Source organism: Mesorhizobium sp. M0830 (assembly GCF_040319965.1).
GTDB lineage: Bacteria > Pseudomonadota > Alphaproteobacteria > Rhizobiales > Rhizobiaceae > Mesorhizobium.
The window spans coordinates 63,478-89,598 of sequence record NZ_JAMYOR010000022.1; the positions used below are offsets into that span (position 1 = coordinate 63,478).

The 26,121-nt window shown below is 61.4% G+C and carries 23 protein-coding genes and 2 pseudogenes; 12 read left to right on the forward strand and 13 right to left on the reverse strand.

Annotation, left to right across the window (positions count from 1 at the left end; genetic code table 11):
- The 8 genes from gspM to NKI20_RS15620 are packed head-to-tail and all read left to right on the forward strand — an operon-like array spanning position 1 to position 6,509.
- Entirely contained in the window at positions 1–600 is a 600-nt protein-coding gene (gene gspM, locus NKI20_RS15585; RefSeq protein ID WP_352831753.1) for a type II secretion system protein GspM, read from the forward strand.
- Positions 597–1,163 (forward strand): hypothetical protein, encoded by a 567-nt coding sequence (locus NKI20_RS15590; protein WP_352831755.1) that lies wholly within the window; start codon positions 597–599, stop codon positions 1,161–1,163. The genes gspM and NKI20_RS15590 overlap by 4 nt, the downstream gene beginning before the upstream one ends.
- A complete protein-coding gene (locus tag NKI20_RS15595) occupies positions 1,160–2,080 on the forward strand; it encodes a hypothetical protein (protein WP_352831757.1) in 921 nt (306 codons plus the stop codon). The genes NKI20_RS15590 and NKI20_RS15595 overlap by 4 nt, the downstream gene beginning before the upstream one ends.
- Positions 2,077–3,717 (forward strand): GspE/PulE family protein, encoded by a 1,641-nt coding sequence (locus NKI20_RS15600; RefSeq protein WP_352831759.1) that lies wholly within the window; start codon positions 2,077–2,079, stop codon positions 3,715–3,717. Before NKI20_RS15595 ends, NKI20_RS15600 begins: the two co-directional genes overlap by 4 nt.
- Positions 3,717–4,934, forward strand: a complete 1,218-nt coding sequence (locus NKI20_RS15605) for a type II secretion system F family protein (RefSeq protein WP_023759607.1) — start codon at positions 3,717–3,719, stop codon at positions 4,932–4,934. The genes NKI20_RS15600 and NKI20_RS15605 overlap by 1 nt, the downstream gene beginning before the upstream one ends.
- Positions 4,931–5,404: a prepilin-type N-terminal cleavage/methylation domain-containing protein gene (locus NKI20_RS15610; protein WP_023759608.1), complete on the forward strand. Its 474-nt coding sequence runs from the start codon at positions 4,931–4,933 to the stop codon at positions 5,402–5,404. The genes NKI20_RS15605 and NKI20_RS15610 overlap by 4 nt, the downstream gene beginning before the upstream one ends.
- Complete coding sequence (locus tag NKI20_RS15615; protein WP_352606469.1) at positions 5,401–5,760, forward strand: PulJ/GspJ family protein; 360 nt, start codon at positions 5,401–5,403, stop codon at positions 5,758–5,760. The genes NKI20_RS15610 and NKI20_RS15615 overlap by 4 nt, the downstream gene beginning before the upstream one ends.
- On the forward strand, positions 5,757–6,509 hold the full coding sequence (locus NKI20_RS15620; protein WP_352606471.1) for a type II secretion system protein GspJ: 753 nt from the start codon (positions 5,757–5,759) through the stop codon (positions 6,507–6,509). The genes NKI20_RS15615 and NKI20_RS15620 overlap by 4 nt, the downstream gene beginning before the upstream one ends.
- A gap of 10 nt (positions 6,510–6,519) precedes the next feature.
- Here NKI20_RS15620 and gspG read toward each other — a convergent pair whose 3' ends face one another.
- The 5 genes from gspG to NKI20_RS15645 form a co-directional block, all read right to left on the reverse strand.
- Entirely contained in the window at positions 6,520–6,972 is a 453-nt protein-coding gene (gene gspG / locus NKI20_RS15625; RefSeq protein ID WP_023759611.1) for a type II secretion system major pseudopilin GspG, read from the reverse strand.
- Positions 6,972–7,460 (reverse strand): prepilin peptidase, encoded by a 489-nt coding sequence (locus NKI20_RS15630; protein ID WP_352831762.1) that lies wholly within the window; start codon positions 7,458–7,460, stop codon positions 6,972–6,974. Before NKI20_RS15630 ends, gspG begins: the two co-directional genes overlap by 1 nt.
- Positions 7,461–7,462: 2 nt before the next feature.
- Positions 7,463–9,586, reverse strand: coding sequence for a type II secretion system secretin GspD (gspD, locus tag NKI20_RS15635; RefSeq protein ID WP_352831764.1), 2,124 nt, complete (start codon positions 9,584–9,586; stop codon positions 7,463–7,465).
- A gap of 262 nt (positions 9,587–9,848) precedes the next feature.
- The gene (locus tag NKI20_RS15640) at positions 9,849–9,992 is read right to left on the reverse strand and encodes a transposase (RefSeq protein WP_023759614.1); all 144 of its coding nucleotides are present in this window, start codon (positions 9,990–9,992) and stop codon (positions 9,849–9,851) included.
- Positions 9,992–10,153, reverse strand: a complete 162-nt coding sequence (locus NKI20_RS15645; protein WP_023759615.1) for a hypothetical protein — start codon at positions 10,151–10,153, stop codon at positions 9,992–9,994. Before NKI20_RS15645 ends, NKI20_RS15640 begins: the two co-directional genes overlap by 1 nt.
- 65 nt (positions 10,154–10,218) lie before the next feature.
- Between NKI20_RS15645 and NKI20_RS33730 the strand changes: the two are divergent.
- Positions 10,219–10,308: pseudogene (locus NKI20_RS33730) on the forward strand (DNA-binding response regulator); the annotation flags it as partial.
- Between the two features lie 46 nt (positions 10,309–10,354).
- Here the strand turns inward: NKI20_RS33730 and NKI20_RS15655 are convergent.
- The 8 genes from NKI20_RS15655 to NKI20_RS15690 form a co-directional block, all read right to left on the reverse strand.
- Positions 10,355–10,990, reverse strand: a complete 636-nt coding sequence (locus NKI20_RS15655) for a hypothetical protein (RefSeq protein WP_352831766.1) — start codon at positions 10,988–10,990, stop codon at positions 10,355–10,357.
- Between the two features lie 33 nt (positions 10,991–11,023).
- Positions 11,024–11,383, reverse strand: coding sequence for a hypothetical protein (locus tag NKI20_RS15660; RefSeq protein ID WP_245266631.1), 360 nt, complete (start codon positions 11,381–11,383; stop codon positions 11,024–11,026).
- Between the two features lie 153 nt (positions 11,384–11,536).
- Entirely contained in the window at positions 11,537–11,698 is a 162-nt protein-coding gene (locus NKI20_RS15665; RefSeq protein WP_245266632.1) for a hypothetical protein, read from the reverse strand.
- Positions 11,699–12,131: 433 nt separating this feature from the next.
- Positions 12,132–15,953 carry an RHS repeat domain-containing protein gene (locus tag NKI20_RS15670; protein WP_352831769.1) on the reverse strand — a complete coding sequence of 1,274 codons (3,822 nt, stop codon included), beginning with the start codon at positions 15,951–15,953 and terminating at the stop codon, positions 12,132–12,134.
- A complete protein-coding gene (locus NKI20_RS15675) occupies positions 15,950–18,292 on the reverse strand; it encodes an FG-GAP repeat domain-containing protein (RefSeq protein WP_352831770.1) in 2,343 nt (780 codons plus the stop codon). The genes NKI20_RS15670 and NKI20_RS15675 overlap by 4 nt, the downstream gene beginning before the upstream one ends.
- A gap of 118 nt (positions 18,293–18,410) precedes the next feature.
- A complete protein-coding gene (locus NKI20_RS15680; protein WP_352831772.1) occupies positions 18,411–19,259 on the reverse strand; it encodes an alpha/beta fold hydrolase in 849 nt (282 codons plus the stop codon).
- 50 nt (positions 19,260–19,309) lie between these two features.
- The gene (gene fabF / locus NKI20_RS15685) at positions 19,310–20,599 is read right to left on the reverse strand and encodes a beta-ketoacyl-ACP synthase II (protein WP_352831774.1); all 1,290 of its coding nucleotides are present in this window, start codon (positions 20,597–20,599) and stop codon (positions 19,310–19,312) included.
- 46 nt (positions 20,600–20,645) lie between these two features.
- Complete coding sequence (locus NKI20_RS15690; RefSeq protein WP_352831776.1) at positions 20,646–21,224, reverse strand: TetR/AcrR family transcriptional regulator; 579 nt, start codon at positions 21,222–21,224, stop codon at positions 20,646–20,648.
- A gap of 283 nt (positions 21,225–21,507) precedes the next feature.
- On the opposite strand from NKI20_RS15690, the gene NKI20_RS15695 reads away from it, so the two are divergent.
- The 3 genes and pseudogenes from NKI20_RS15695 to NKI20_RS15705 form a co-directional block, all read left to right on the forward strand.
- Positions 21,508–22,635: an efflux RND transporter periplasmic adaptor subunit gene (locus tag NKI20_RS15695; RefSeq protein ID WP_352831778.1), complete on the forward strand. Its 1,128-nt coding sequence runs from the start codon at positions 21,508–21,510 to the stop codon at positions 22,633–22,635.
- A gap of 2 nt (positions 22,636–22,637) precedes the next feature.
- The gene (locus tag NKI20_RS15700; protein ID WP_352831780.1) at positions 22,638–25,748 is read left to right on the forward strand and encodes an efflux RND transporter permease subunit; all 3,111 of its coding nucleotides are present in this window, start codon (positions 22,638–22,640) and stop codon (positions 25,746–25,748) included.
- Positions 25,749–25,885: 137 nt separating this feature from the next.
- A pseudogene (locus tag NKI20_RS15705) lies at positions 25,886–26,005 on the forward strand (TetR/AcrR family transcriptional regulator); the annotation flags it as partial.
- Between the last annotated feature and the right edge of the window lie 116 nt (positions 26,006–26,121).

Sequence of the window (26,121 nt, forward strand, 5' to 3'; positions counted from 1 at the left end):
ATGCTCTTCGCCATCCTCAACACCAGCCCGCTGGTTCGCCGCCTGATCGCGCTGGCCATCGCGGCGGTATCGGCTGGCGTCCTCGCCTGGGTGGTGTTCGCGGCGCTCGACAGTGTCGCCTCGGCACAGGCCGGGACCGAGGAGAAGCGCGAGCTCCTCGGCCAGTTGCAGAGCGTGGCGGCACTGGCCAAGCGCCTCGATAGCGCCGCCAGTCCGGCAGTGGCAGCAAATACCGAATTTCTCACCGGCGAGAGCGAAGCGATCATTCGCGGCGGGCTGCAGACCCGCCTGAACGCGATCGCCGCCGCCAATGGCGTGAACGTGCTGTCGGCCGGCAATGCACCGGTGCTCAGCGAAGCCGGCGTCGATTTCATCGGGCTGCGGGCCAACCTTTCGGGGCCGCTCGAGGGCATTCACAACGCCGTTCTCGCCATCGAAACGTCGCTTCCGGTGCTGTTCATTCGCGAGGCCACCGTGCGCACGACCGATGTCGGACCGGCCGCCGGGCACAGCGGCGACCCCGAGATCTTTGCCGAGATCCTGTTTTACGGCCCGCTGCAAACGCAAGGCGCATCGGCAGCCAGTGGGGTCAAGCCATGACCCTGAAAGTCACCGGCCTGGCGATTGCGGCCATGATCGCGGGCCTCATCCTGGTCAATGTCGTGCTCTACGGCACGCCGGTGGACATCACGCCGGTCGCCTCCGGGAAAGGGCATGACGGCGCGTTGGCATCAGCGGCGGGATCGCTGCAGTTTCCTGAGGCCGGCGATTTCAGCGAGACGTTCCAGCGTCCGCTGTTCACACCGACGCGCCGGAAAATCGTGCCGCCGCCAGTCCCGCCGCAGCCGGTGGAAATCGCCGTCGCACCGGCCGAGCAGCCGGCTCCACGGCCCGAAGCCGCACCGGCCGTTACGCCATCGCTGCTGGGCATCAGCAGAAACGGCGGAGCGGCAAAGGCGCTGCTGCGCGTCGCGGGCAGCGATGCTGCTGTCTGGTATGGCAATGGCGAGACCGTCGATGGCTGGAAGGTGTCGGCGATCGACAAGGATCAGGCCGTGCTCGAGCGTGACGGCAAGGTGGCCCACATCCTGCTTTATCCGCCATGGGAGAACCTCCCGCCACCACCACTGCCCCCTCCGCCACCCCCGGTCCCGGAATTATGAGCGGCCGCACACCTCACGACGGCGCAAGCGCAGGCAACGAAAGCCCAAATAGCGGCTTTTCGCTGGTCGCCGTGCTGGTGTTCATGCTGATCGTCTCGGCAATCGTCGTGCCCTTCGCCGTGACGGCCAAAACGCGGCTGATGATCGCCAACAACGAGGTAGAACAGGAGCGCCTGTCGCTGCTTGCCGAGGGCTTGGGCAATCTTGTTGCGAGCGAATTGACCGGCGGCTCGGGGACAAAGACGTTTGCGCTGGATTCCACACCGGCGGCGTGCCGGTCGGGTGCGTTCAGCTTCGATGTGCGCGTCCAGGATCACGGCGGGCTGATCGATCTCAATGCCGCCGACGACAATTTGCTGGCGCTTGGTTTCGCATCGCTTGGCTTCGAGCAGCAGGCGTCGCAAGCGCTGGCCGAGGCCGCGCTCCGGTTTCGTGACAACGCCAAGCTGTTTGCCGGCCAGCCCGGGCCAAGAAGCGCCGTCGGGCCGCCGCAAGACAAGCAGGCGCCGTTCGAATCTGTGTCCGAACTGCAGGAGTTCGCTGCCCTTGCGTCAGTGCCCCTGCAGGCCCTCCATGCCGCCTTCACGGTCAACTCGAAGCGCGGCACGATCAGCGCCGATCATGCACCGAACCGTCTTCGCGCGGCCCTTGCCACTGGTTCCAGCGCCGCGCTTGTTCAGGCTGCCGAGGCATCGGCCTACACGGTCGACGTGGCCGTCAGACGCGACGGATCCGGCATCACGGGTCAGGCCGAGTTCATCATCGAGAAATCTCCGGTGAGCGACACGGCGTTCCGGCGCGTCTCGCGAAGCCCTGCGCGTGACGCCGGCACATTGCCGGCAGGCGCCGGCAGTGCCGGCTGCGAGGTGCTTTTCGGCAGCGAGGCCGCACAGCTCCTGCAGGGGTGGAGCTCATGAACGCTCCCGTCCAGCCCCAGGGGATCGAGGCGTTTCTGGCCTTTCTCGAGGGAGAGAAAGTGCTGACTGCGCACGCGGTCCAACGCGCCTTGGGGGCATCGCGGACATCAGGACATCCGTTCGATACGGTGATGACCGAACTCGGGCTGATCGGCGAGCAGGAGCTTGCCAACAGCCTCAGCCGCTACCTCCAGGCACCGACGGTCGAGATTCCCGAACAGATCAGCCCCGAAATGCTGGCAAGCGTGCCGTTGGTCTACCTGCGTGCAAACGCGATCCTGCCGCTGCAAATGGATGGCGAGCGGCTAGTTGTCGCCGTCGCCGATCCCTTCTCGTCGGCAACGATCGACGCGCTTGCCTTTCACTATGAGCGGACACTGGCGCTACGCATCTTGCCGAGGCGCACGATCACCGAATGCATCGATCGCATCGAGCAATCGGCTCTGGAGGCCGTTTCAAATGGCGGCGGCGGTGGCGAATTCCTGGATTTCGGCCCCGACGACCTCGAACGATTGAAGGATTTTGCCCGTGAGGCGCCGATCGTCCGCTTCGTCGCCGAGACCATCCACAAGGCTGTCGATGCAAGGGCCACCGACATCCACATCGAGCCGCTCGAGGATCACGTCCGCATCCGCTTCCGGCATGACGGCATGCTGTCGACCGTCGACACCGCATCGATTGCGATGCTGTCCGGCATCTCCACCCGCATCAAGATCCTGTCGCGCCTCAACATTGCCGAGCGGCGCCTGCCGCAGGATGGACGCATGCGCATCGCCGTGCGCGGCCGCGACGTCGACCTGCGCGTCTCGGTCATTCCGTCGATTCACGGCGAAGCCATCGTACTTCGAATTCTTGACCGTGCCGGCGTCGAATTGAAATTGGAGAAACTGGGTTTCGACGGTGTCGCGCAAGGCAAGATCCGCTCCATGTCGCAAGCCGCCAACGGCATCGTGCTGATCACCGGGCCGACCGGCAGCGGCAAGACGACGACACTCTATTCGATCCTCGCCGAGCGTTCGCGGCCGGACGTCAAGATCTTCACGGTCGAGGATCCGGTCGAATATCGCATGGCGGGCATCACCCAGTTGCAGGTCAATCCGGCGATCGACCTCGACTTTGCCGCCGCCCTGCGTTCGATCTTGCGGCAGGACCCCGACATCATCCTGCTCGGTGAAATTCGCGATCGCGAGACGGCGCAGGTCGCGGTCCAGGCGGCGCTCACCGGCCATCTGGTGTTCTCGACACTTCACACCAACAGTGCCGCGGGCGCGCTGACGCGGCTTCGCGACATGGGCATCGACGGCTATCTGCTCGGCGCGACGATCCGGGGCGTCATCGCACAGAGGCTGTTGCGCCGTGTCTGCCCGACCTGCCACGGCGCCGACCAAACCGGCCCGGCCTGCCGCACCTGCAACGGCTCCGGCTACAGCGGGCGCACAGTGACCTACGAAATGCTGCAGGTATCGCCGCGCATCGCCGAGCTTATTGACCGGGGCGCCGGCGAAATGGAGATCGGGAAAATTGCCGCCGAGGACGACCTCGTGCCGATGTCGGTCCACGCAACCGCCCTTGCCCGATCGCAGGTCACCACGATGGACGAAGTCCGGCGTGTCATCGATCTCGCGGGAGGGGGCTGATGCCGGCCTTCGCCTATCGCGCCTATCTCGTCGACGGCAGCACCGAGACCGGCATTCTCGATGCGTCGACCAAGCAAGATGCGGCGCGCAAACTGGCGCAGCAGGGCCGCCGTTCCTTTCACCTTGCGCCTGTGAGCGGCGACAAGCAGCAGCTTCGCCTGCCCGGGCGCAGCGCGCTGACGTTGACCCGCAAGGTCGATCTCGGCCGTCTGTTTTCCGAGCTTTCGGTGCTTCTGAATGCCGGGTTCACCGTCGACCGCGCCTTGCATGCGGTCATTTCGGGCGAGGCCAACGGTCAGCGGCGTCAACAGCTGCAATCGGTGCTCGATCTCACAACCGGCGGCCGGCCGATCGCCGAGGCCTTTGCCGGGCTGCCGGGTATCACCTCCGACGTTGCCGCCCTGCTCGCCAGCGGCGAGCGCAGCGGCAAGATGGCCTATATATGCCAGCGGCTGGCGGACACCTATGAGGCAACGGCCAAACGCCGTGCGGCAATTATCGAGGCTCTGGCCTATCCTGCCTTCCTGCTGCTGGTGATGAGCGGGGCGCTGGTCATTCTGGCGACGGTCCTGGTACCGGCGCTGGAACCGATTTTCGAAGGCTCATCTGCTCCCAAGCCGTTCACCATGACCATGCTTTCTGCATTCGGCACGGTGTTTCGCGACTATCCGTTCGTCTTCCCGCTGGCGGCGGTCCTCGGCCTGCTTACCTGGCTTTTTCTGTCCCGATCCACCGGTGCGAGAAAACGCCTCTCGCATTGGCTGTTGAAGATCCCGCTGATCGGCGCGCTGGTCAGGGATGCCGTGATCGCGCGCTATCTGGAAACGCTTGCGCTGCTGCTCGGCAATGGCGTGGCGATGACCGAGGCGCTCGGCCTGGCCGCCAATGTTTCCAGGCAGAGTTCGCTGGCGGCAAGCTTTGCGGCGATCGAAGAAACCGTCGCCAACGGCGCCCGCCTGCATGGCGCGATCGTCAAGGCAGGGATTTTCGACAATGCGACGATGTCGCTGGTCTCGCTCGGCGAAGAGGCGAATGCCCTTCCCGTGGTCCTGGATCGGGCCGCGAAAATGCTCCAGCTGACGCTGACGCGCCGGATCGACACTGTGCTGAAGCTGCTGACCCCGGCTTTGACGATTTCGCTCGGTTTCCTCGTCGGCAGCCTGGTCATTTCGGTGATGACCACGATCCTCAGCATCAACGACCTGGCGCTGCAATGACAGCTGCGTCGAGAGCCGGCGCGCCGGCACACGCAACCGCCGGATTTACTCTGGTCGAGATGCTGGTCGTGCTGGCGATCATGGCCCTCGTCGCGGCCATCGCTGCACCGGGGCTGGTCAGCAACTATCGCACCAGGAACCTGGAGACACTGGCCGGCGAGATCACCATGCGGCTGCGCCTGTCGCGCACATCGGCGATCGCCGCCGCCAGGCCCAGGCAGGTTCTCGTCGATCTCGGCACCCGCACCTTCCGGTTCGGCGAACAGAACACGCTCACGCTGCCGGACGATGTCAAAATGACCGTGACCACCGGCCAGGAGACCGTCATCGCCGACCGGCAGACAGTCCTGACCTTCCTTCCCGATGGCAGCGCTTCCGGCATGGACATCTCGCTGCTGCAAAAAGGGCGGACCGCGCGCATCGCGGTCAACTGGCTGACCGGGCTTTCAACCTGGCGCGCGCTGCCATGACGGCGCCATCGTCTCAACCGACCTCCGAAGACGGATTTTCGATCCTGGAGATGATCGTCGCCATGACCATCCTGGCGCTTGTGCTTGGCATCGCCAGCCAGTCGATCGTTCTGGCGAGCCGCAGCATCGCCGCGGCCAAGCGCCAGGTCGAAGCCGCCAGGACGGTGCGTGTGATGCTGGCCGACTACGAAGCCCGGACACAAACCACGGCGCCAAACGGCTGGACCCTGAAGACGTACACGATAGAAATGTCGAAGGCCAAGGTGACGGCTGTGCTCATAGAAAAGACGGGCGGAGCGTTTCCAGGCAGGCCGTTTCTAACCTTCGTGCCGGTGCAGGAGCCCGGTGCTCAATGAGCGGCCTGTTTTCCCGCGCTCACTCGAAAATCCGCGCCGTCTGCCGGCCGGAGCGCCGTTCAGGCATCCCCCTGCCCGACGCCAGATCATCAAGGGGACCATCGGCATCAGTCGAGGGATTTGCGCTGATCGACGTGTTGGTCGGGCTGGCCCTGATCGGCGTGATCACATCGCTGATGATGGTCTTCCTCGGCCAGGCTCGAACCATGCTGCGCATCGAAAAAGCAACGGAATTCCAGATGGAGGTCGATTCCGCATCGCGGTTTCTGGAAACGGCGATCAGCCATGCCGAGCCCTTGCCCTTGTCGAAGTCGTCGCCGGACCAGGTGCTTTATCTCGACGGCGATGGTTCCCGGATCGAGTTCAACGCCGTTCAGGCGATCGGCTTCAAATCCTCCGCGCTGCGCGAAATTGCAGTTTCGCTTGGCGGAAGTGCACTGGCCATTGTCCAGAAAACACGGCGCGGCAGCGGACCCGGCGCGTCGACGCAGAGCCAGCCGGTGCGGCTGCTCGGCGGTGTGAACGCCATAAGATTCGAATATCTCGACGGTTCGACGGCTGGTTCATCATGGTTGTCGAGCTGGAATGCGCCGCGGCGCCTGCCCGCCGCAGTGCGGTTCACCGTGTCGGTTCAGCGCGATGGTGCCGCCTTTTCGGCGAGCGGTTTTGCTCGCCTCGATCTGGCCAATGCCCGGCAGCTGCCGGGCATGAACGAAACACAGCGCCCCGAAACACAGCGCCGACCATAGAGAAGAAAAATCAGTTGCTGATGTCCTGGTCTTCGCCGGTTCCATCGGGCTTGCCGTCTTTTCCAAGGCTGCGGATGACCACGCCGCTCGCATCGGCCTTCACTTCGTAGGAATAAGGCCTCCCCCACGGATCCTTGAGACCGGTCGTCCCCTTGAGGTAAGGGCCGTTCCAACGCGCTTCGCCTGTGGGCGCCGCAACCAGGGCCGAGAGCCCCTCCTCCGCGGTCGGATATTTCGCATTGTCGACATAGTAGAGTTCAAGCGCGCTTTCGATGTTGCGGACTTGCGCCTTGGCCGCGTTGGTTCTTGCCGAGCCGAGATAGCGCAGCACCTGAGGTGCTGCGAGCGTGGCGATCAGCGCGATGATGGCGAGCACGACCAGAAGTTCGACCAGGGTGAAGCCGCTTTCGCGATCGTCGCGTTCTCGGCGGGATTTTTCAGAGGTAAAGCGTGGAGTGATCATCAGAGCAGTCCCATGTCCAAACCTGCAAGTTGCTCCAGTGCCCAGCTGCAGCCGAGGCCGATGGCGATGAACGGGCCGAAGGCGACACGGGCTTTGGCCGCCGCCGGCCCTGTCGCGATCACCAGCCCGCCGACGAACAGCAAAGCGCTGGCGCTGGCGACGAACAGCAGCACCGGCAACAGCAGCGGGCTGATCCAGCATGCGGCGGCGGCCAGCATCTTGACGTCGCCGAGGCCGAGGCCGATCCGGCCGGTCATCAGGAAATGGCCGCGCCGGATCAACCAGGCAGCGGCAAAGGTCAAGGCGGCGAACAGCAGGCGCGCCGGCAGGCCGTCCGCCTGCGTCGCCATCTGATAGACAAGGCCGATGCCGGCCAGGGCCAGGTTGAACCCATCCGGGATGATCTGCCGGCGGAAATCGGCGATCGAAATAGCGCAGAGAATAGCCGCCAGGGCGATCGTGGCAGCCAGCACGAGGAATGAGTGCATCGTCAATACGCCAGCCTCTTCAGGTCCTGTTGCAGCTTGGTGCCGCCGCGTCGCTTCTGGATCGGCGTCTGCAAGCTGATCTTGCCGCGGAATTCGTCCGTCACCTCGCGCGCTTCGTTGATGTCGCGCACGACATGCGGCCTGATGAAGATGATCAGTTCGGTGCGTCCGATGCTGTCCGTCTTTTGCTTGAACGCGTTGCCGATGATCGGGATGTCGCCGAGGATAGGCACTTGCGTGCGGTCGACATTGTTGCGCGACTGTATCAGGCCGCCCAGCGCCAGGCTCTCGCCGTCATTGACCAGGACGCGGGTCTGAATCTTGCGCTGCTGGATAGTTGGCGAATCGATGCCGGAGCTGGTCGTCCTGGTGACGTTGCTGACCTCCTGCTGGATGTCGAGCATGACCCTGCCGGCATTGTTGATGCGTGGCGTCACCGTCAGGATGACACCGGTGTCCTTCATCTCGACCGAGACGACCGGCGAGCTGCCGAGCGTCTGGTCCACCACTTGCCTTGTGGCGATCGGCACCTGGTCGCCGACCTGCAAGATCGCCTTCTGGTTGTTCAGCGCCATGATGGTCGGCGCCGAGATGACATTGACGTCGGTGATGCTGGAAAGTGCATTCAGCGTCACCTGGATGTTGTCGGTGGCGTAGCTCCAGTTGAAGCCGGGCAGTGCCGCCGCGGCAACGCCCTTTGCCACGTCGGTCACCGAGATGTTCATGCCGCCATTCTCGAAGAACCAGCGCAGTCCGTATTTCAAATCGTCGTTGAGCGTCACTTCGGCGATGACAGCCTCCAGCATGACTTGCGTCGGCAGCACGTCGACCTTGGCCAGTATCTGCTCGATGCGTTCGTAGTCGCGCGCTGTGGTCTGGATCAGTAGCGCATTGTTTTCGACATCGGCGACGACCGTGGCGTGGGCCGGCGCCTGTCCATCCTGCATCGGCATCGAAGGCGACGGCCCGGTCAGTGGCACCGGCGTGACGCCATCCGATTGCATGGCGATCGGCGTCTGGTCGGGCGACACATTCGAGCCGCCTGAATCTCCCTCGGTCTTGACCGTGGTGCCAAGCACGGAGCTCAACACCGCAGCCAGTTCCTTGGCCGGGCGGTTCTGGATCTGGTAGACGAAAAGCTGATCTTCGTTGGTCTCGGCCAGCCTATCGAGCTTGTTGATCCAGGTCGCGGCACGGGCGAGATAGGCCGGGCGCGAGGTGATCACCAGCACCGAATTCAGCCTGTCGTTGGGGATAAACTGGATGAGCTTGGCGCCGGGCCCTTCCTTGGTGCCGAAGATGGAATCGAGTTCGGCGGCAACCGCCTCCGGCTTGGAGGTCTTGAGCGGATGCAGCGCCACCGACATGCCGCGCATCCAGTCGACGTCGAACACCGAGACCGCTTCTCTGATAGCGTTGAGGTCGCTGTCGTTGCCGGCGACCGTGATCAGGTTGCGAACGGAATCGACCCGCAGCACCGACCCCTGTCGGGTGATCGGTTCGAGAATGGTCTTCATCTCGTCGGCGGCGATGAATTGCAGCTGCAGCACCTGCACCTTGACGCCGGGGCCGGACGGCGAAACCGAAGGCACACTGACCGGCGGTGTGCTGGACATGATCTCGGAAAGCGGCACGATCTGATAGGTGCCGGCGCGGTTGGTGATGCCGGCGGAATTCACCGCGAGCGCCGATTGCAGGATGTCGACCAGCGCGTCCTTCGACACCGGCTGCGAGGTCTGCAAGGTCACCGTGCCCTGTACGCGCGGATCGACGATGTAGTTGAGGTGCAGCGCATCGCCCAGAACCGCTTTGGCCGCCTCGGTGATCGGCGCATTGATCAGGTTGAGCTCGAACTGGCCCGAACCGTCTGCCGTCACCTTGGTGACGGGCGCGCCGGAGGAGACGAACTGGCCCGACCCCTGATACTGCGTGCCGTTGAAGCGCTGCGCCTGGCCGGCGGCCGAGGTGATGGCGCCGGGACCGGTGTAGCCCGCCCGCAACGGCGAGTTCTTGGCGTGCAGGCTGTCGATGGTCTCGGTGAAGAAGTCCTTGCCCGGCGCAGAGGTGCAGCCGGCAATCGCCAGCAACGTGCACACCACGACCCGATGACTCGGCTTGATCGACATCCACCCGATTCCCCTGGGTTTTTAGTCTACGGCCTTTGCAAGCCGATGTCGGGAATGATGTGGGTGTTTGGGGTCTATCCACAGGGTTGGTGGCGGAGGGCGGCAACCTGCCGGGTCAGGTTAATGCCTGAGATCTGGATATCAATTAGGGAAGCCGGCTACTTGACCAGAGCAGCCGAGACTGCGGTGAGCTACAGAGATGGCCACCGAGCAGGCCCCTTGCCGTATGGGCGGACGGGCGAAGATGGTAAAAAGTGCACTGTCACCGTAATTCCTGCCAGAAATGCCCGGTTTTCTTCTGTCGCGCGTGGATGGTGCCGGCATAGGCGCGATGCACCTTGGCAAGCGCGCGCCGCAAGCCATCGGGGTCGGGCGGTGTCAGGATCAGGTGCACATGGTTCGGCATCAGGGCCAGATGCCGACATCGGCGGCGCGGCAATGCTCGACCAGCAGGTTCTTGTAGGGCGCGTAGTCACCAGGCGCGAAAAACACTTTGGCGCGCCGGTTGCCACGCCGCGTCACGTGGTGCGGCAGACCGGGAACGACAATACGGGCAAGGCGAGCCATGCTGGCCGTCTACACGCAATGAAGGTCGGACGAACATGAATAAAGTGCACTGTCACCGTAATTCCAAACTCAATGTGTACAGCCGCACGCAAGCGGTGATCGAGGTTTCGAAGCTGGACAATGCGGAGCTGTTTCGCGATCAGGCGGGGTTTTGAAGCTGCTCACAGCGATGGTCAGGCTAATACTGTCGCCGTAATTCCATCAAGTGCAACCTCCAATCTCTGGTAAGTATAACTTCATAAACGCATATATACTCCCTTCACCAAGATCTACTTCGTTTGAATCCAAAAATTTGTTAAATTCTTCACAAATCTTTTCCCGCCCACCAAATGCTTTGTCAAAATTTTTAATGATGCCATCGTCGCCAAATACAAATGTGAAATCACAGTCCAAATTGGCGTAAACTGCTAGGCGGCCGTCCACGCGCATCATTCCACAAGGTCGCATGCCCAAATTGCTTGCATAGATATATAGCCAGTCTCGGCGCGCCGGACTGTAAGGTGCCCAAAAGATAGGATCCGGTATGTGCCCTACTGGAGGCTCCACCCAAAGGTAACACCCGCCAACGAAATGCTTTCCGAAGAAAACATCGAACATTTCCTCTGTCCAAGTGCCTTTACTCGGCCCTTGAATACCCAAACACCCTTCCAGTAGCCGGGTGTTATTTCTGACCATTGGAGCATAGATTTTCCGGTCTGGGATTATACCGTCGCCCATATGTGCTCGCGCTATTTTCCCTAGCAGCATACCACGCACGGATTCTTTTTCTTTTTCGGACAAATGACGGCCGCCGTCATTTATCTCTTTAAGTTGAAAGCGAGCACTAGAGCCGGACATTATTTGCGACCACCATTTTTAGAATTTCTTGAATTACGGTGACAGTGCACTATTTTCTTTTCGCCGCCTGCCTCGCTTTCCCGATTTCACGGCCCTTCCGGTTTGCCCGGCAATCCGGTCCAGAAATGCTTCGCTGCCCACCGGCCGGCCGATGCTCTCGGCTTTGCGCAGGGCGTCGAAAGCCGCGACATCCGTCTCGATCAGGTCGAACAGTCCGGCCGACGAGGGCAGCCGGTCTTTCATCGGCCCCAGATCCGTAACGCCATCGGCTTCATCCGTCAGATGCGCCCGAGCGCTTGACCAGGGCCAATCCGCCGCCTGGCTCACCAGCCCCGCGCGTACCGGGTTCAGCCCGACATAGCGCACTGCCGACAACAGGCGATCCTCGTCCATCGCGACGGCGCCGAAGCGACCTTGCCAGAAATGCCCGGTTTTCTTTTGCCGCGCATGGATGGTGCCGGCATAGGCACTGGTGCACCTTGGCAAGCGCGCGCCGCAGGCCATCCGGGTCTGCCGGTGTCGAGATCAGGTGCACATGGTTCGGCATCAGGGCCAGATGCCGACATCGGCGGCGCGGCAATGCTCGACTAGGAGGGCCTTGTAGAGCGCGTAGTCACCAAGCGTGAAAAACACCTTGGCGCGCCCGTTGCCGCGCTGGGTTACGTGGTGCGGCAGACTGGGCACGACAATGCGGGCGAGGCGAGCCATGGGAGCAATCTACACGCAATGAAGGTCGAACGAATATGAATAAAGTGCACTGTCACCGTAATTCCTTGCCGCATCGGCGGACGGGCGAAGATGGCAAAAAGTGCACTGTAATTCGAAATCAATCCGATATTGCAACGATGCTTCTCTTCTCTGATAAAGCGGAACTCCCGAGCGATGTCATTTTTTCTAAGAAATCCAGTAACCTGGAAGAGTTAGTGTTGTTTTTTAGTATGAAAATTTCTTGCATAAATATCGGTATTGAAGAAAGAGGTATCTCCTCATCCTCATAGTAATCATGGAATCTAACAACCTCGCCCAACCCAAGAGATTTGGCGGCCACCAACAATTCATGATGAAGCTCGACATCTAGTGGGACTGATTTTTTTGGGGCGCCACTTGCATCAAGGATTGAGAAATCTAGCGACATTAGACTCTATGGCCTCCCTGGAAAGGCTGTTACCAATTCACCCTTTGGATTGGTAACAACAGACATTACCGACGTCGGTTGTCCTGTTGACCTGTCAACACCAATATCCCTATTCACGTCAAGGGTGCGAACAAAGTTTCCATTTGGCTGCACGGTCGCCTTTTGCTGCGTCGCCAAATCTATTAATGACTCTACATCCTCACCGTTGCTAAACTTACTTTTATCCGCATACTTCGATATGCTGTTAATTGTATGACGATCTACGGTATGCTTCAAACCTTTTGCAGTAATTTTTATTGATGGATTCAATAATAGAGGGGTTTCTTTTACGACTGCTTTTAGTCCATTTTCAACTAACGCTGCCCCTATTTTCTCCTCGGGTAGCGCCACACTCAGCGCAAGGCCCGCCACGCCTAGCCCAATTTTTCCCTTATCTTTTTCTTTTACTCCCTCGTATATCGATTGCAAGTCTCCGACCGGAGTAGCCGATACAATCGCTTTTCCTGTATTAACGGCGGCATCAACGCCCGCATGTCCAGATATGTCGGCCTGATTGCCGATGTAACCTCTGGCGGCAACAGCTCCAGGGCCTCCGCTGAAAATACCCCCTCCGCCAAATAGGCTTTCCCATCCGTGGCCATTCCGATCGCTTTTGTTGACCGGGTCATTCTGAGAATAGGCATACCGGTTGGTGCCAACACCTTCCTTGGTCGGATCCCAATCATCCGGCGAAATAAACCTCCCCAGCACCGGATCCATGTACCGCGCATTGAGATACAGCAGTCCGGTCTCTGGATCGAAGCGTTCGCCGATGTAGTTCTTCTGCGTCTGGAAGCCGGTGTTGAGGGTTTCGCCATAGGTGGCGTAGCTGGTCTGTTCGACGACAGTGCCCGACATGTCGGTGACCTGGCGCACCGAGGCCAGATGCTCGCGGTGCAGGAAGTATTTGGCCGTGCCGACGACCTTGATGTCGGGATGTGGATAGCGCGTGTAGATTTCCGCGCCCGGTGTCTTCGGATCGATCTCGACATTGGCGTCGGGATAGAGCGTGGTGGCGAAGCTCGATGATTTTTTTGCTCGCGCCCCGTCCGGGCCGTAAGCGAGATTGACGGCGTTGGAGGCGCGCGTGACCGTTTTCAGCCGGTTGGCTTCGTCCCAGACCAGCGTGCGGCTGCCGTCGGAGGTCAAATTGCCATTGGCGTCATAGGCCATCGCATTGGCGCCGACCGATATCGGCGTATGCGGGCGTGGTGCGCTTGCCGAGGGATAGACATAGGTGCCGGCGACACGGGCGCGCGAGATCATGTTGTCGTTGGCGGCATAGACATAAGCTTCGTCGAGCGTGTTGTCGCCCAGATTGTCTGATGAGATCAGCCGGTCGGCATTGTCATAGACATAGTTCCAGCTGCCTGCCGGGGCGGCCCCTACAATGTTGGTGATGCGGCCGACAGCATCACGAATGTATTGCCGGTCCATCAGCATGCTGGCGCCGAATGCGTTGGTGATGCGCGTCAGCCAGCGCCTTGTCGGCGAGTAGGTGAAGGTGGTCTTCACGCCATTGGCGTAGGTGATCTCCTTCGTTTGGCCGTCAGCCTCGTAAATGGTCGAGGTGATGAAGCCGGGAGCGGAGTAGAGCCTGTTGCCGGCGGTGTATTGCAGGCGGTTGGTGTTCGAACCGAAGTCGAGCTGAACGGGGAAGTACTGGACATATATGCTCTGACCGGAGCCGTCGTGGACGTTGAACGTGGTGTTGGTGATGCCCGCGATGGTGGCATCCTGGCGGGCAACCTTGCCGAGACCGTCATAGTTGTAGAGCTGGACGGCGGCGGCGTTTTCCGAGCGGGTCAGCTGGCCGATGTTGTAATAGCCTGATGCCGCCTGGTCGTAGGTGTTCTGCGTCAGCGTCACCGGGCCGCCGCCCGGCGCGGTGGCCGTCTTCAGCGTCAGCCGGTCCATCTGGTCATAGCTGAGCGTGGTGACCGTGCCCCTGGCATCGGTTTGGCTGACCAGCCGGTTGGCGGCGTCGTAGACATAGGTCCAGGTGCCGAGATCGGGATCGGACGCCGACAGCCGGTTGCCGAGCATGTCGTAGGTGTAGGTCCAGGTCGAGCCGCCGGGATCGGTGACGCCGATCAAGCGACCGAGCAGATCGTAGTTGTGGCTCTCCATCAGGCCAAGACCCAAGGTGTCGCGATAGAAGGCTACAACATCGCCCCTCACCGAAGTGACCGTTGTGGTTTTGTGGCCGAGCTCATCCGTCAGCGTTGTCCCGTATAGCCGCGGCGGAGTGCTGACGGCGGTGGCGAGGTAAGGCAGATAACTGCGCTCGCTGGTGTCCGGATTGACCGTCGTCACCAGCCGGTCGGCCCAGTCGTAGCTGTTGGTGGTCCATTGCGCCGTCTCGCCGACAAAGCGCGGGGCGGCGGTGCGCAGCACATTGCCGCGAAGGTCGTAGTCAGTCTCGACGATGCGTCGTGCACCGGCCGTTGTCTCGCCGGGTGTTTCCACGCGATAGACCCGGCCAAGCCCGTCATAATACGAGCGGGTAAAATCCTCGCCGACCCCATTGGGCAGCGGCGTGTATTTGACCAGCGCCTGGGTTGCCGGATTGCCCTCGTTCTCAAAACGCGTCTTGACATAGGCGCCGGTCACGCTCTGCGACACTTGGTAGAGCCGGCAGAACGGATCAAAGGCGAAGGTCTTCACGATGCCGTTGAAGTCCGTCTTCGTCATTGGCAGGCCACACACCGCATTGTAGGCGGCGGTTGAGACGAAGCGCGTGTCGGCCGGTTGTCCGCCCGTCGCGAAATAGCGCGGCGCCCGCTCGGTTATCGGAAAGATGTGATAGGTCGTCCCGTAATCCCACTCGGTCCTGTTGCCGACACCATCAATGGCCGCGATCCTGTTGCCATAGGCGTCGTAGGCAAAATACTGATTCACCGTCTTGCCCGCGGTGACATCGCTGAAGGTCTGCACCCAGGTCAGATTGCCCTTGGTCGGCACCGCCCAGACGTCGGTCGTGTTGCCGTCGTAATAATTGTGCTTGTAGCTGACATAGGGATCCGTGCCGGTAAGCCCGGCATGAGTGCGCTCGGCGATCAGCGCCGAGACGATGTAGGCCGAGGTGTTGGGCGAGAAGAAGCGCTCGGTCCAGGTCTCGTCGCCACCGACATCGGTGCGGCCATAGTCCTTGAGGCTGGTGACGTTGTTGTAGGCATCGAAGCCCCGCTCGACGCGCAAGTTGCGCGCGATGTTCTCGGTCAGCGTCGTGTCGGTCGCCGTGTTCTGCACCGTGTAGGGTTTTGTCGCCGCATTGACCGCATAGGTCTCTGCCACCTGCTTGTGCACGGTCCCAGTGCCATCCTTCCACACCGTCAGCGACGGCAGGCCGTAGCTTGCCAGATCCTGCCGATAGGTGGTCTCGATCTTCGATGGTGCGGTCTCGCCATTGGCCAGCGGTTTTGTCTCGACGATCGAGGCAAAGCCCAGGAACTTGCGCGCCGCCGGATCGTACTTGCCGCCGGCATAGCTGTAGGTGCTCACCGCCGTCTGGCCACGGCCGTCGCTCACCGACAGCTTCGTCACCGCATGCACCAGCTGCGGCAGGTAGTTGTTCGTCCAGGTCGACGACGGCGTGTACTCGACCGCCACCGTCCCTCCCAGCTCCGTCGTGATCTGCTTCACCAGGTTCGGATTGCCGGTGCCGGCATTCGAGATGATCATGCTGTTGTTGTAGTTGGTGAAGTCCGGTAGGCCGTCGCCGTTGAAGTCGCCAACCACCGTGCCCGCCGTAATCGATGACGGTAGCGCGAATTGCACGGGTGTCATAGTTGTTCCAGAGGGGCGCAAGGAAAGGCCCGGACGGTGCCAGTTCTGTAAGACTGACTTGTCAAAGTGCCGCCAACCGTGATCACGTCCATCCGACCGTCATTGTCGAAGTCGCGCAGAACGGCAGACACGCCCGCCATCGACGAAACCAAGTAGGTCTTGAACCCTGCACCGGTCGACAAATACAGATTCGAGTTACCGTTGGTACCATTGTAGATGAAGATGTCGGTCGCACCGTCGCCATTAATGTCGGCAAAAGCACAGGTACCCAAACCCGAGTACTCGGTATTCGGGCAGCTGATCGAGAATGAAGCCCCGCTGCTTTGCCAGCTTCCGTTGGATAGGACTCCCTTTTTGATCGTTCCGCCGCTGCCCCAGTAGATCGGTTCTTGTCGGCCATTGCCAAGAAAGTCGCCAATGCCTTTGAGGCGGGAAGAAGATCCGTTGACGTTCAGCGTATCGACCCCGCCGCCGACTGCGTCGGCAGCAATCGCTCGGTTCTCGGGTTCAGTGCCAGTCGGCAGGGCGTCGCAGATGGCTTGATAGCCGGCAGGCACGCAGGTCGATTTCGTCAAACCCAACGAACCGTCTGTCTTGATGATCGATTTGGTTGCCGTATAGGTAACTTGACCGGTGGCGCCATTGACATAAGGCTGAATGGCTGAGTCAGCGAAATCCATTGTGTTCTTGCTGGCCAGGAACCGCCCTGACTGGGAAAAATACTCCGGAGGGTTGGGGTCTGTGTTCCAGCCTCGCAATGTATCGAGGGGCAGAGATATTGTAGCTGACTGTGTGCCATTCGAATTGAATTTGTAAATGTACTTAGTCCGCTGCAAAGAAGGGCAAGGACCTTGATTGTGAGTGCAAGTGTCCACACGCTGGATATAGTCACCAAAGATTTCATCTCGACCATCGAAATCTAAATCGCCAACTTCCCGCGGCGACGACACGTTTCCAAGCGCGCCTACTAATGAGGCCGGCACCGCTCCATAGATCCCATCTGTATTCTGATAGGTCATCTGCCCAAGCACCTTCGCTGTACCTCCAGAGATGGTACCGTCGGCTGCGACCGTTGCATCCGTGCCGTGACGCGTCACTGCGGTCAGCCGCGAGGCGTTGGAGAACGGTGCCTGGTCGTAGGTCAGCTTGTAGGCGCCGCGCACCGCGCCGCTAACGGTGATGCCAATCGTCTTGATGCGTTGGCTGGTCAGAGAGATGTCGCGGCCATTGCCCATCAGGATCAGGTCGGGACGGGTCTCGTAGTAGAATTTTACGATGGTGCCGTTGTAGCTGACGTTGTCGGGATAGCAGACCGGGCTGGCCGGACAGGTGTAGCTGTATGAAACGCTGTTGCCGTTGGTGTCGGCGACCGAGGTCAGCAGCCAGCGGTAGCTCATGGCAAGGTCATAGGCCGGCGTGCCGGCGGTTGGCGTCAAATTGGCAACGGCCGCCACCGAGCGGAACGTCGAGACGGTGCCGTCGCGATCGGTCACCTTCCACTCATTGGTGGTGCCGTTCAGGGCAATGCGGCGATAGCTCTCGTTCTCGGTCGCATGCGTGCCGCCGGTCGCACACGACGGCGAGACCATCCCGGCAACGCAGGCGATCATCGCCTGGCCGTCGAGCAGGTAGATGTCGTTGGCATCGTAGGCCGGCATGCCATAGCCCGGCGTGGCCCGTTCGATGACATCGAGACCGTCGAGCCCCCATGCATAGCCGAGCCAGCCCTGATAAAGGCCACCAAGCTTGCTCTTGCGGGATGAGTTATAGTTCAGCGCGATCTGCGGCTCGATGCCATGGAAGGCAGGCACATCGATGCCGATGGAATAACCGAGATTGCCGTTGCCCGAACTCTTCGGCAGATCCACCTTCGGCGTGCCAATGGCTTCTGGATCGCCGCTGGTCGTGGTCGTGGTCGCTAGCGTAGTTGCAGCGGCCGGCGCCTCGGCGGCGGCTTCCGTATCGGTCGTCTTGGCCGCCTTGCCGCTGCTCTTGGCATCCGCAGCCTTGGTATCTGTCGCCTTGGCATCCGCCGGCTTGGCGTCAACCTTGGCCGCCGCATCCGGGCTGTCGGTTGCCGCACTTGATGCTGCATCTCCCGCCGCCGGCGCCGCAGTGCCCGACGCTGGCGTGCCACCTGCCGGCTGTGCGCCTGATCCCAGTGCCGCGCCGCCATTCCCGAAGCCGGCAGCAGATGTTCCTGTGGCCGCGGAAGAGCCCCGGCTCTCCTGCGCGAACACTACTATCCCTGCACTTCCGCTAATATAAGAGACAGCAGAAATATCCGCGCCCACAACACTCAAGGCAAGCACTGCGGCGCCAACAAGAAACCGTTTCATGAGTCCCCCAAGCCAAGTTGCCTATCGGTACTCATCTTTCATTTTGGGAATACGACGCCAAACTGTAATAGGATACTTATCAACAGAGTTATTTGTGGAACGACGCTGAGGACCCAGCTCAACCCGTAGATCCCAGTATGATGCGTGCCAGTTCCGATGGATTCTCCACTGCTGAAAAGTGCCCAGTGTTCTTGAGCGTGAACATGCGCGCGTTGGGAAGCAGTGCCCGGGTCCGCTCGCGCTCGTCGGGGCGCGACCAATCGCTGTCGCCATAGATGAGCGTTACGGGTGCAGAGACGAGCCGATACCGGTCCCGCGCCGCGGACCAGGATCGCCAGCCTGCGAGCACCTTGCGAGCGATGCGCTTGTATCCAGGGCGCTTCGCGACGCGGCCGAACTCGGCAAGAAGGTCGGAAGGAAGCTTACGCGGATCGTGATATCCCCCGCCCATGATCTTGCCGAGTACCATCTGGTTTTCCATCCAGGCATTGAATGGGCCTAGAACTGGGACTTGCAAACTTCCGATGATGAAATTCGCGAACCAGTTGCCACGCCGGAGCCCATCTCCGTAACGGGTTTCATAGTCGTAGGGATTGCTGGCGAAGACGCGCTTGACCCGTTGCGGAATTGCCGCCGCGACCGTGAGCGCCAATGCGCCGCCGATCGATTCGCCCACAAGCGTGACGTCGGTGAGGTTGAGCTTCTCGATGAAGCCAATGACGCCTTGCCTGAAATACGGCTCATCGAACGGCGCTAGTGGGTCGATCGGCGAATGACCGTGTCCAGGGAGATCGATGGCATACACCGTATACGACTCGGCGAGCAGGGGTGCCAAACCGCGAAAGTACTCGAGCTGCGTGCGGATCGTATGCATAAGGACCAATGGTGGCCCATTGCCGGTCTTTTCATAACGCAAAGTGAGCGTGTCCGATATCTGCAGAAGGTTGGGTCTGGGCGAGGTCAGCATTTCAGCTCTCTTCTTTTGTGTGTGTCGGGAATGAGGACAGGTGGTCTCAGTCAAGCCGCGCGCCGGCCAGCTTCGTCGTCCCAGCGCCGGAACAAGGCGCTGGCATTTACGCCTCCGAAGCCGAAGCCGTTGCAGATCGCGTAATCCATCGCCAATGGCCGGGCCTGGCTTGCGACGAAATCGATACCATCACCCGCCGGATCGGGAGCGCTCAAATTGAGAGTGGGCGGGGCTACCTGGTCTCTGAGCGCCAGGATGGTGAAGATCGCGCCAAGCCCACCCGCGGCTCCGAGCAGATGCCCGGTCGCCGACTTCGTGCCGCTGACGGCGATAGTGAAATCCCCGCCGAAGACGCTTTTGATCGCCGCCATCTCTCCGAGATCGCCCACCGGCGTGGAGGTCGCATGCGCATTGAGATGACGAACCTCATGCGGCGAGATGCCAGCCTGGGCGATTGCGATCTCCATGGCACGGCGCGCGCCATCGCCATCCTCAGGACCGGAAGTCACGTGGTGTGCATCCGCCGTCGTGCCATAGCCGACGAGCTCGGCGAGCGGCTTGGCGCCGCGCGCGAGCGCATGGTTCAAATCCTCGATCACCAGCACGCCGGCTCCTTCGCCCATGACGAAACCGTCGCGTGACGTGTCGAATGGACGAGAGGCTTGATCAGGACGGTGATTGAAGGAGGTCGAAAGAGAGCGTGCCGCTGCAAAACCACCAAGGCTGACGACATTCATGCATGCCTCGGTTCCGCCGCATACGGCGATATCGGCTTCATTGGCGCGGATGAGGCGAGCCGCATCGCCGATCGCCTGGATGCCGGCCGCGCACGCCGTGACCGGCGCGCCGAGCGGGCCTTTGAAGCCATGGCGGATCGAGATGTGGCCCGCCGCGAGGTTCACCAGGAAGGATGGCACCGTGAAGGGTGAAAGACGGCGAACACCGCGCTGATCAACTGTTCGCACGGCTTCGGTTATCGCCGGGAAGCCGCCGACCCCCGAAGCGATGATCGTCGCCGTACGCAAGCGATCTGTCTGCGACACGGGTGCCCATCTCGTCTGGGCAAGCGCCTCATCCGCAGCCGCCAGTGCGAAGAGGATGAAGCGATCCACCCGGCGCTGGTCCTTCGGAGCCAAGATCATATCGGGATCGAAGCCGGACTCGGGGTCTTCTTCCACGCAGGGGACCACGCCGCCGACCTTCGCCGGCAGGTCGCTCACCATATCGTCCGGAAGCTTCCGGACCCCGGAGCGACCGGCCAGGAGACGCGACCACGACGCCTCGACATTGGCGGCCAGCGGCGTGACCGCCCCTACGCCCGTAACCACAATCCGTCGCATCCATTCTCCTATGGCTTGGGCGTGTCGGTCGCGCTGTGCATGCCCTTCAAGCCGCGACTGCTTTGCGCACTTGATCGGTCGCCGCATCGAGAAAGGCCTTTGCGAGGTCCGGGTCGTTGACCGCGCGCGAGAGGACGACCGCACCGACCATCATCGAGAGAATGGCCCTGGCCTTGCCGCTGGGCTGCGCGCCGCCGGCCTCGCCGACCCATGGTCCCAACATCTTGAGGTATTCCCTGATTCCGGATTCGAACGATGCTTTGACGTCGCTCCCCTGCCTGGCAGCATCCGAGCCGAGGGCAACAACCGGACAGCCGTCCATCTTTTCTTCGCGATGCCCCGTGTTGAGATAAAGGTCGATCACCGCGCCGAGCGGATCCTCCGGTTTCGCAGCGATAGCACCCGACCATCTGCTGGTCGCATGTTCCATCGCCCGGCTAGATGCCTGTGCCGCCAAGTCCTCCTTCGATGCGAACTGCTTGTAGAAAGCGCCTTGGGTCAGCCCGGCGCCCTTCATCAGATCCTTGAGGCCGATGCCGTCGAAGCCGTGCTCCCGAAAGAGCCGGCTGGCCACATCGATCACGGTTTGCCGGTTCTGCTCAGCCTGAACGCGACTTACGCGCATCATCATCTCCATTTTTAGATTGCGTCCAAAATCTATATCTCAGTTAGAGACCGAACGCAATCTATCAAGAGGAGATGCGGGACGGATGCTCGCCACGTGAGCGGTGTGGCGGTTTGTCGCGGACCGAATATGTCTCCTTTTTAGATTGCGCTCGAAATCTAAATGGTATAGAGGTCGACCACAATCTAACAAGGGGGATGCGAAGATGGTCCGCAGAATCTCGGGCGACGCAGGACACAGAATAGAGAATGAACGCAATCTATTTCGACGTAAGGCGATGGGCATGAAAAAGAGACCGGTTATTATGCTGGGTGCGATCCTGATCGCGGGATCAGGGTTGATCGCGGTGTCAGCGGCGACGGCATTCGCCACATTTGCCAGTTCCGCGCAGGAAGCTTCCGCCTCGACCGACCCGAGGCAGGAGCCGCCCGTCGTCAGGCTGGCGACGGCAGCGCAGGTGAGCGGTTCCGAACGCAGCTTCACGGGCATCATAGGGGCAAGGGTGGAGAGCAATCTCGGCTTCCGCGTTCCCGGCAAGATCATCGAACGGCTCGTGAATGTCGGTCAGCAGGTAAAAGCCGGTCAGCCGTTGATGCGGATCGACGACACCGACCTTCGTCTCGCGCTCACTGCAAAGCATAATGCCGTTGTCGCCGCGCGTGCGATCGTCGCCCAGACCGAGCCGGATGAACGGCGATACGCCAATCTGCTGAAAGATGGATGGGTCCCCCGGCAGCGGTACGAGCAGGCGAAGGCCGCAATGGAAACCGCCACGGCCCAACTCGCCGCCGCCGAAGCGGAAGCGAAGGTCGCGGAGAATGAGGCGACCTATGCGGTCCTGGTGGCGGATGCCGATGGAACAGTGGTCGATACGCTTGGCGAGCCGGGTCAGGTCGCCTCTGCCGGCCAGGCGGTGGTTCGGGTCGCCCAGGCCGGCCCCCGCGAAGCTGTGGTCGCGCTTCCCGAAACGATCCGGCCGGCGATCGGCTCCGTGGCCGAGGCCAGCGTCTACGGGGGTGATGAGCAACGCCATGCGGCACATCTGCGACAATTGTCCAACTCCGCCGATGCCCAGACGCGCACCTATGAGGCCCGCTATGTGCTTGACGGTGAGGCAGCGGCAGCGCCGCTTGGCGCGACGGTGACCATTCGCATTGCAACCCAGGCAAGTCAGCCGGAAGTCCAGGTGCCGCTTGGGGCAGTGCTCGACGACGGCAAGAAGACCGGCGTTTGGGTCTTGGACAACGGCACGTCGACCGTACACTTTCAACCGGTCAAGCTTGTTCGTGTGACCGGCGAATCCGCCGTGATCTCCGGATTGGGTTCCAGCGATCAAATTGTCTCGCTCGGCGCTCATCTTCTGCAGGAGGGCGCTCGCGTCAGGACTGCTTCCGAAAGCGGGAGCAACTGACAATGAACCTCAATCTTTCAGCGATCGCCGTTCGCGAACGGGCCGTCACCTTGTTCTTCATCCTCCTGCTCGTGGCGGCTGGCGCCTACGCGTTCCTTATGCTCGGGCGGGCGGAGGATCCCAACTTCACCATCAAGACCCTGACGGTCACGACGGCATGGCCGGGCGCGACGGCCCGCGAGATGCAGGACCTTGTCGCCGAGCCGTTGGAGAAGCGGCTTCAGGAGCTCACCTGGTACGATCGGGTCGAGACGACCACGCGGCCGGGATACGCCTATATGACGGTCACGCTGAAGGACAGCACGCCGCCATCCGCCGTGCAGGAAGAATTTTACCAGGCCCGCAAGAAGCTCGGGGATGAAGCCCGCAACCTGCCGCCCGGCGTCTACGGCCCCTTCGTCAACGACGAATATTCGGATGTGAGCTTCGCCCTCTATGCGCTGAAGGCAAAAGGCATGCCGATGCGTGAGCTGGCCAGGCAGGCCGAGACCATTCGCCAGGATCTTCTGCACGTGCCTGGCGTCAAGAAGATTAACATCCTCGGTGAACGTCCGGAGCAGATATTCGTCGAGTTTTCCTATGCCAAGCTGGCAACCCTCGGCGTGTCCGCACAAGATATCGTTGCGGCCTTGCAAAGGCAGAACACCGTCACGCCGGCGGGCTCGATCGATACTCAGGGGCCGCAGGTCTTCATCAGGCTCAACGGCGCTTATGACGGTGTCCAGGCTATCGCCGACACGCCGATCGTTGCCGGGGGGCGGACGCTGAAGCTTTCCGACGTTGCACAGGTCCGCCGCGGCTACGAGGACCCTCCCACCTATCTCATCCGACGTCAGGGCGAGCCCACCATCATGCTCGCGGCCGTTATGCAGGAGGGTTGGGACGGTCGCGCGCTCGGCAAGGCGCTGGAGGACAGGACGGCGGCCATCGCACGGACATTGCCGCTTGGGATAACGCTCGACAAGGTGTCCGACCAGGCCATCAACATCACCTCGGCGGTCGACGAGTTCATGTTGAAGTTCGCGATGGCGCTCGGCGTCGTGCTGCTGATCAGCCTGCTCAGCATGGGCTGGCGCGTCGGCATCGTCGTGGCGGCCGCCGTCCCGCTGACGCTTGCCGCCGTGTTCCTCATCATGCTGGAGACCGGCCGGTTCTTCGATCGCATCACGCTCGGCGCCCTCATCCTGGCGCTCGGTCTCCTGGTGGACGACGCCATCATCGCCATCGAGGTGATGGTGGTGAAGATGGAAGAGGGCATGGATCGCATCAAGGCGGCGGCCTATGCCTGGAGCCATACCGCGGCGCCGATGCTGTCGGGAACGCTCGTGACGATCGCTGGGTTCCTGCCCGTGGGCTTCGCACGCTCGACGGCCGGCGAGTACGCCGGCAACATCTTCTGGGTCGTGGGGTTTGCCCTCATCGTCTCCTGGATCGTCGCGGTGGTCTTCACGCCCTACCTTGGCGTCAAGATGCTGCCAGCGATCAAACCGGTCGAAGGCGGCGTTCACGCCATATACGACACACCGAACTATCGGCGCCTACGGCGGCTCATCATCTTTGCCGTGCGCCACAAGTTCGTAACCTGCGGTGTCGTCGCCATCGGCTTCGCGCTTTCGGTTGTCGGCATGGGCAGCCTGAAACAGCAATTTTTCCCGACATCCGACCGCCCCGAAGTGCTGGTCGAGGTTCGCCTGCCGGAAGGCACCAGCATGGAGACCACGACCGCCACAGTGGAGAAGCTCGAGCATTGGCTGGACGGCCAGCCCGAAGCCAAGATCGTGACAAGCTACGTCGGTCAGGGCGCTCCGCGCTTTTTCTTCGCGATGGCGCCGGAACTGCCTGATCCCGCCTTCGCCAAGATCGTCGTGCTGACACCGGACGCCGAGGCGCGCGAGGCGCTGAAGCACCGGCTCCGGGAGGCGGTATCGCAGGGGCTCGCGCCCGAGGCCAATGTGCGCGTCACACAGCTTGTGTTCGGACCCTACACACCGTTTCCTGTCGAGTTCCGGGTCATCGGGCCTGATCCCGCGCAACTCTATAGCATCTCCGAGAGGGCCCTCACTATCATGCGGGGCGTCCCGGACGTGCGACAGGCCAATCGCGACTGGGGCAACCGCACGCCCGTACTGCGCTTCATCCCTGACCAGGATCGGCTGAACCTCATCGGGCTGTCGCCTGCGGAGGTGGCCCAGCAGCTGCAGTTCCTGCTCACCGGCATTCCCGTCACACAGGTCCGCGAGGACATTCGCAATGTCCCGATCGTGGCGCGCAGCGCTGGGGCTGAGCGGCTGGATCCGTCGCGTCTGGCGGATTTCTCGCTGATGAGCCGGGACGGCCGCCAGATTCCACTCGACCAGATCGGTCATTCGGAGGTCCGCTTGGAAGAGCCGATCCTGAAGCGCCGCGATCGTCTGCCGGTCATCACGGTCCGCTCGGATATCAATGAGGCAACGCAGCCTCCAGAGGTTTCCAAGCAGATCATGACGGCCCTGCAGCCGCTGATCGCTTCCCTTCCGGCCGGCTATCGCATCGAAATGGGTGGATCAATCGAGGAGGCGACCAAGGCCAACACTGCTTTGGGCAAGATCTTCCCGGCCATGATCGCCGCCATGCTGATCGTCATCATGCTGCAGGTACGATCCTTCTCGACGATGTTCATGGTCGTGCTGACGGCACCGCTTGGCCTCGTTGGGGTCGTGCCCATGCTGCTTGCCTTCAACCAGCCTTTCGGGTTCAACGCCATTCTGGGCCTCATAGGACTGGCCGGCATCTTGATGCGCAATACGCTGATCCTGACGGAACAGATCAAGGAGAACCGTGCTGCCGGTCTTGACGACTATCACGCCGTCATTGAGGCCACCGTGCAACGTACGAGGCCCGTCATCCTGACCGCTCTCGCCGCCGTGCTGGCTTTCATCCCCCTTACGCACTCCGTGTTCTGGGGATCGATGGCCTACACACTGATCGGCGGCACGGCGGCCGGCACGGTGCTGATCCTGCTCTTCCTTCCGGCTCTTTATGCCGCCTGGTTCCGGATCAAGCCGACTGCGGATGAGGCCCATCAGGCTTCGACCGAAGAACCGGAATTGCAAACAGCGATGGCTGCCGAATAGGGCACTGTTGTCGGAAAAGACGGTTCAAGTTCTTGCCCTTGGGCTTTGCCTGAAACTTGCAAGCCCCCTGCACGATCTTACCGTCTGCCGATGACTGTCCACGCGAGCCGCGAAGAGCATCAGCACTGGAGACATCGATGGATCGCCCGGTTCGAAAGCCACCTGATCGAAACGAGGTGCGCCGGCGCATTCTGGAGGTGGCGGAGCAGCACTTTCGCCGCATCGGCTACCATAAGACGTCGGTTGCCGATATCGCAGGGCGGAATCATGAATCGTTAACGCTCTGGCAACCAAGCGGGATTCTGTTGGCCGGGAAGGAGACCGGCGATGGACGCAAGCTTTCTCGATCATATTGACGACATTGAAGACCCTC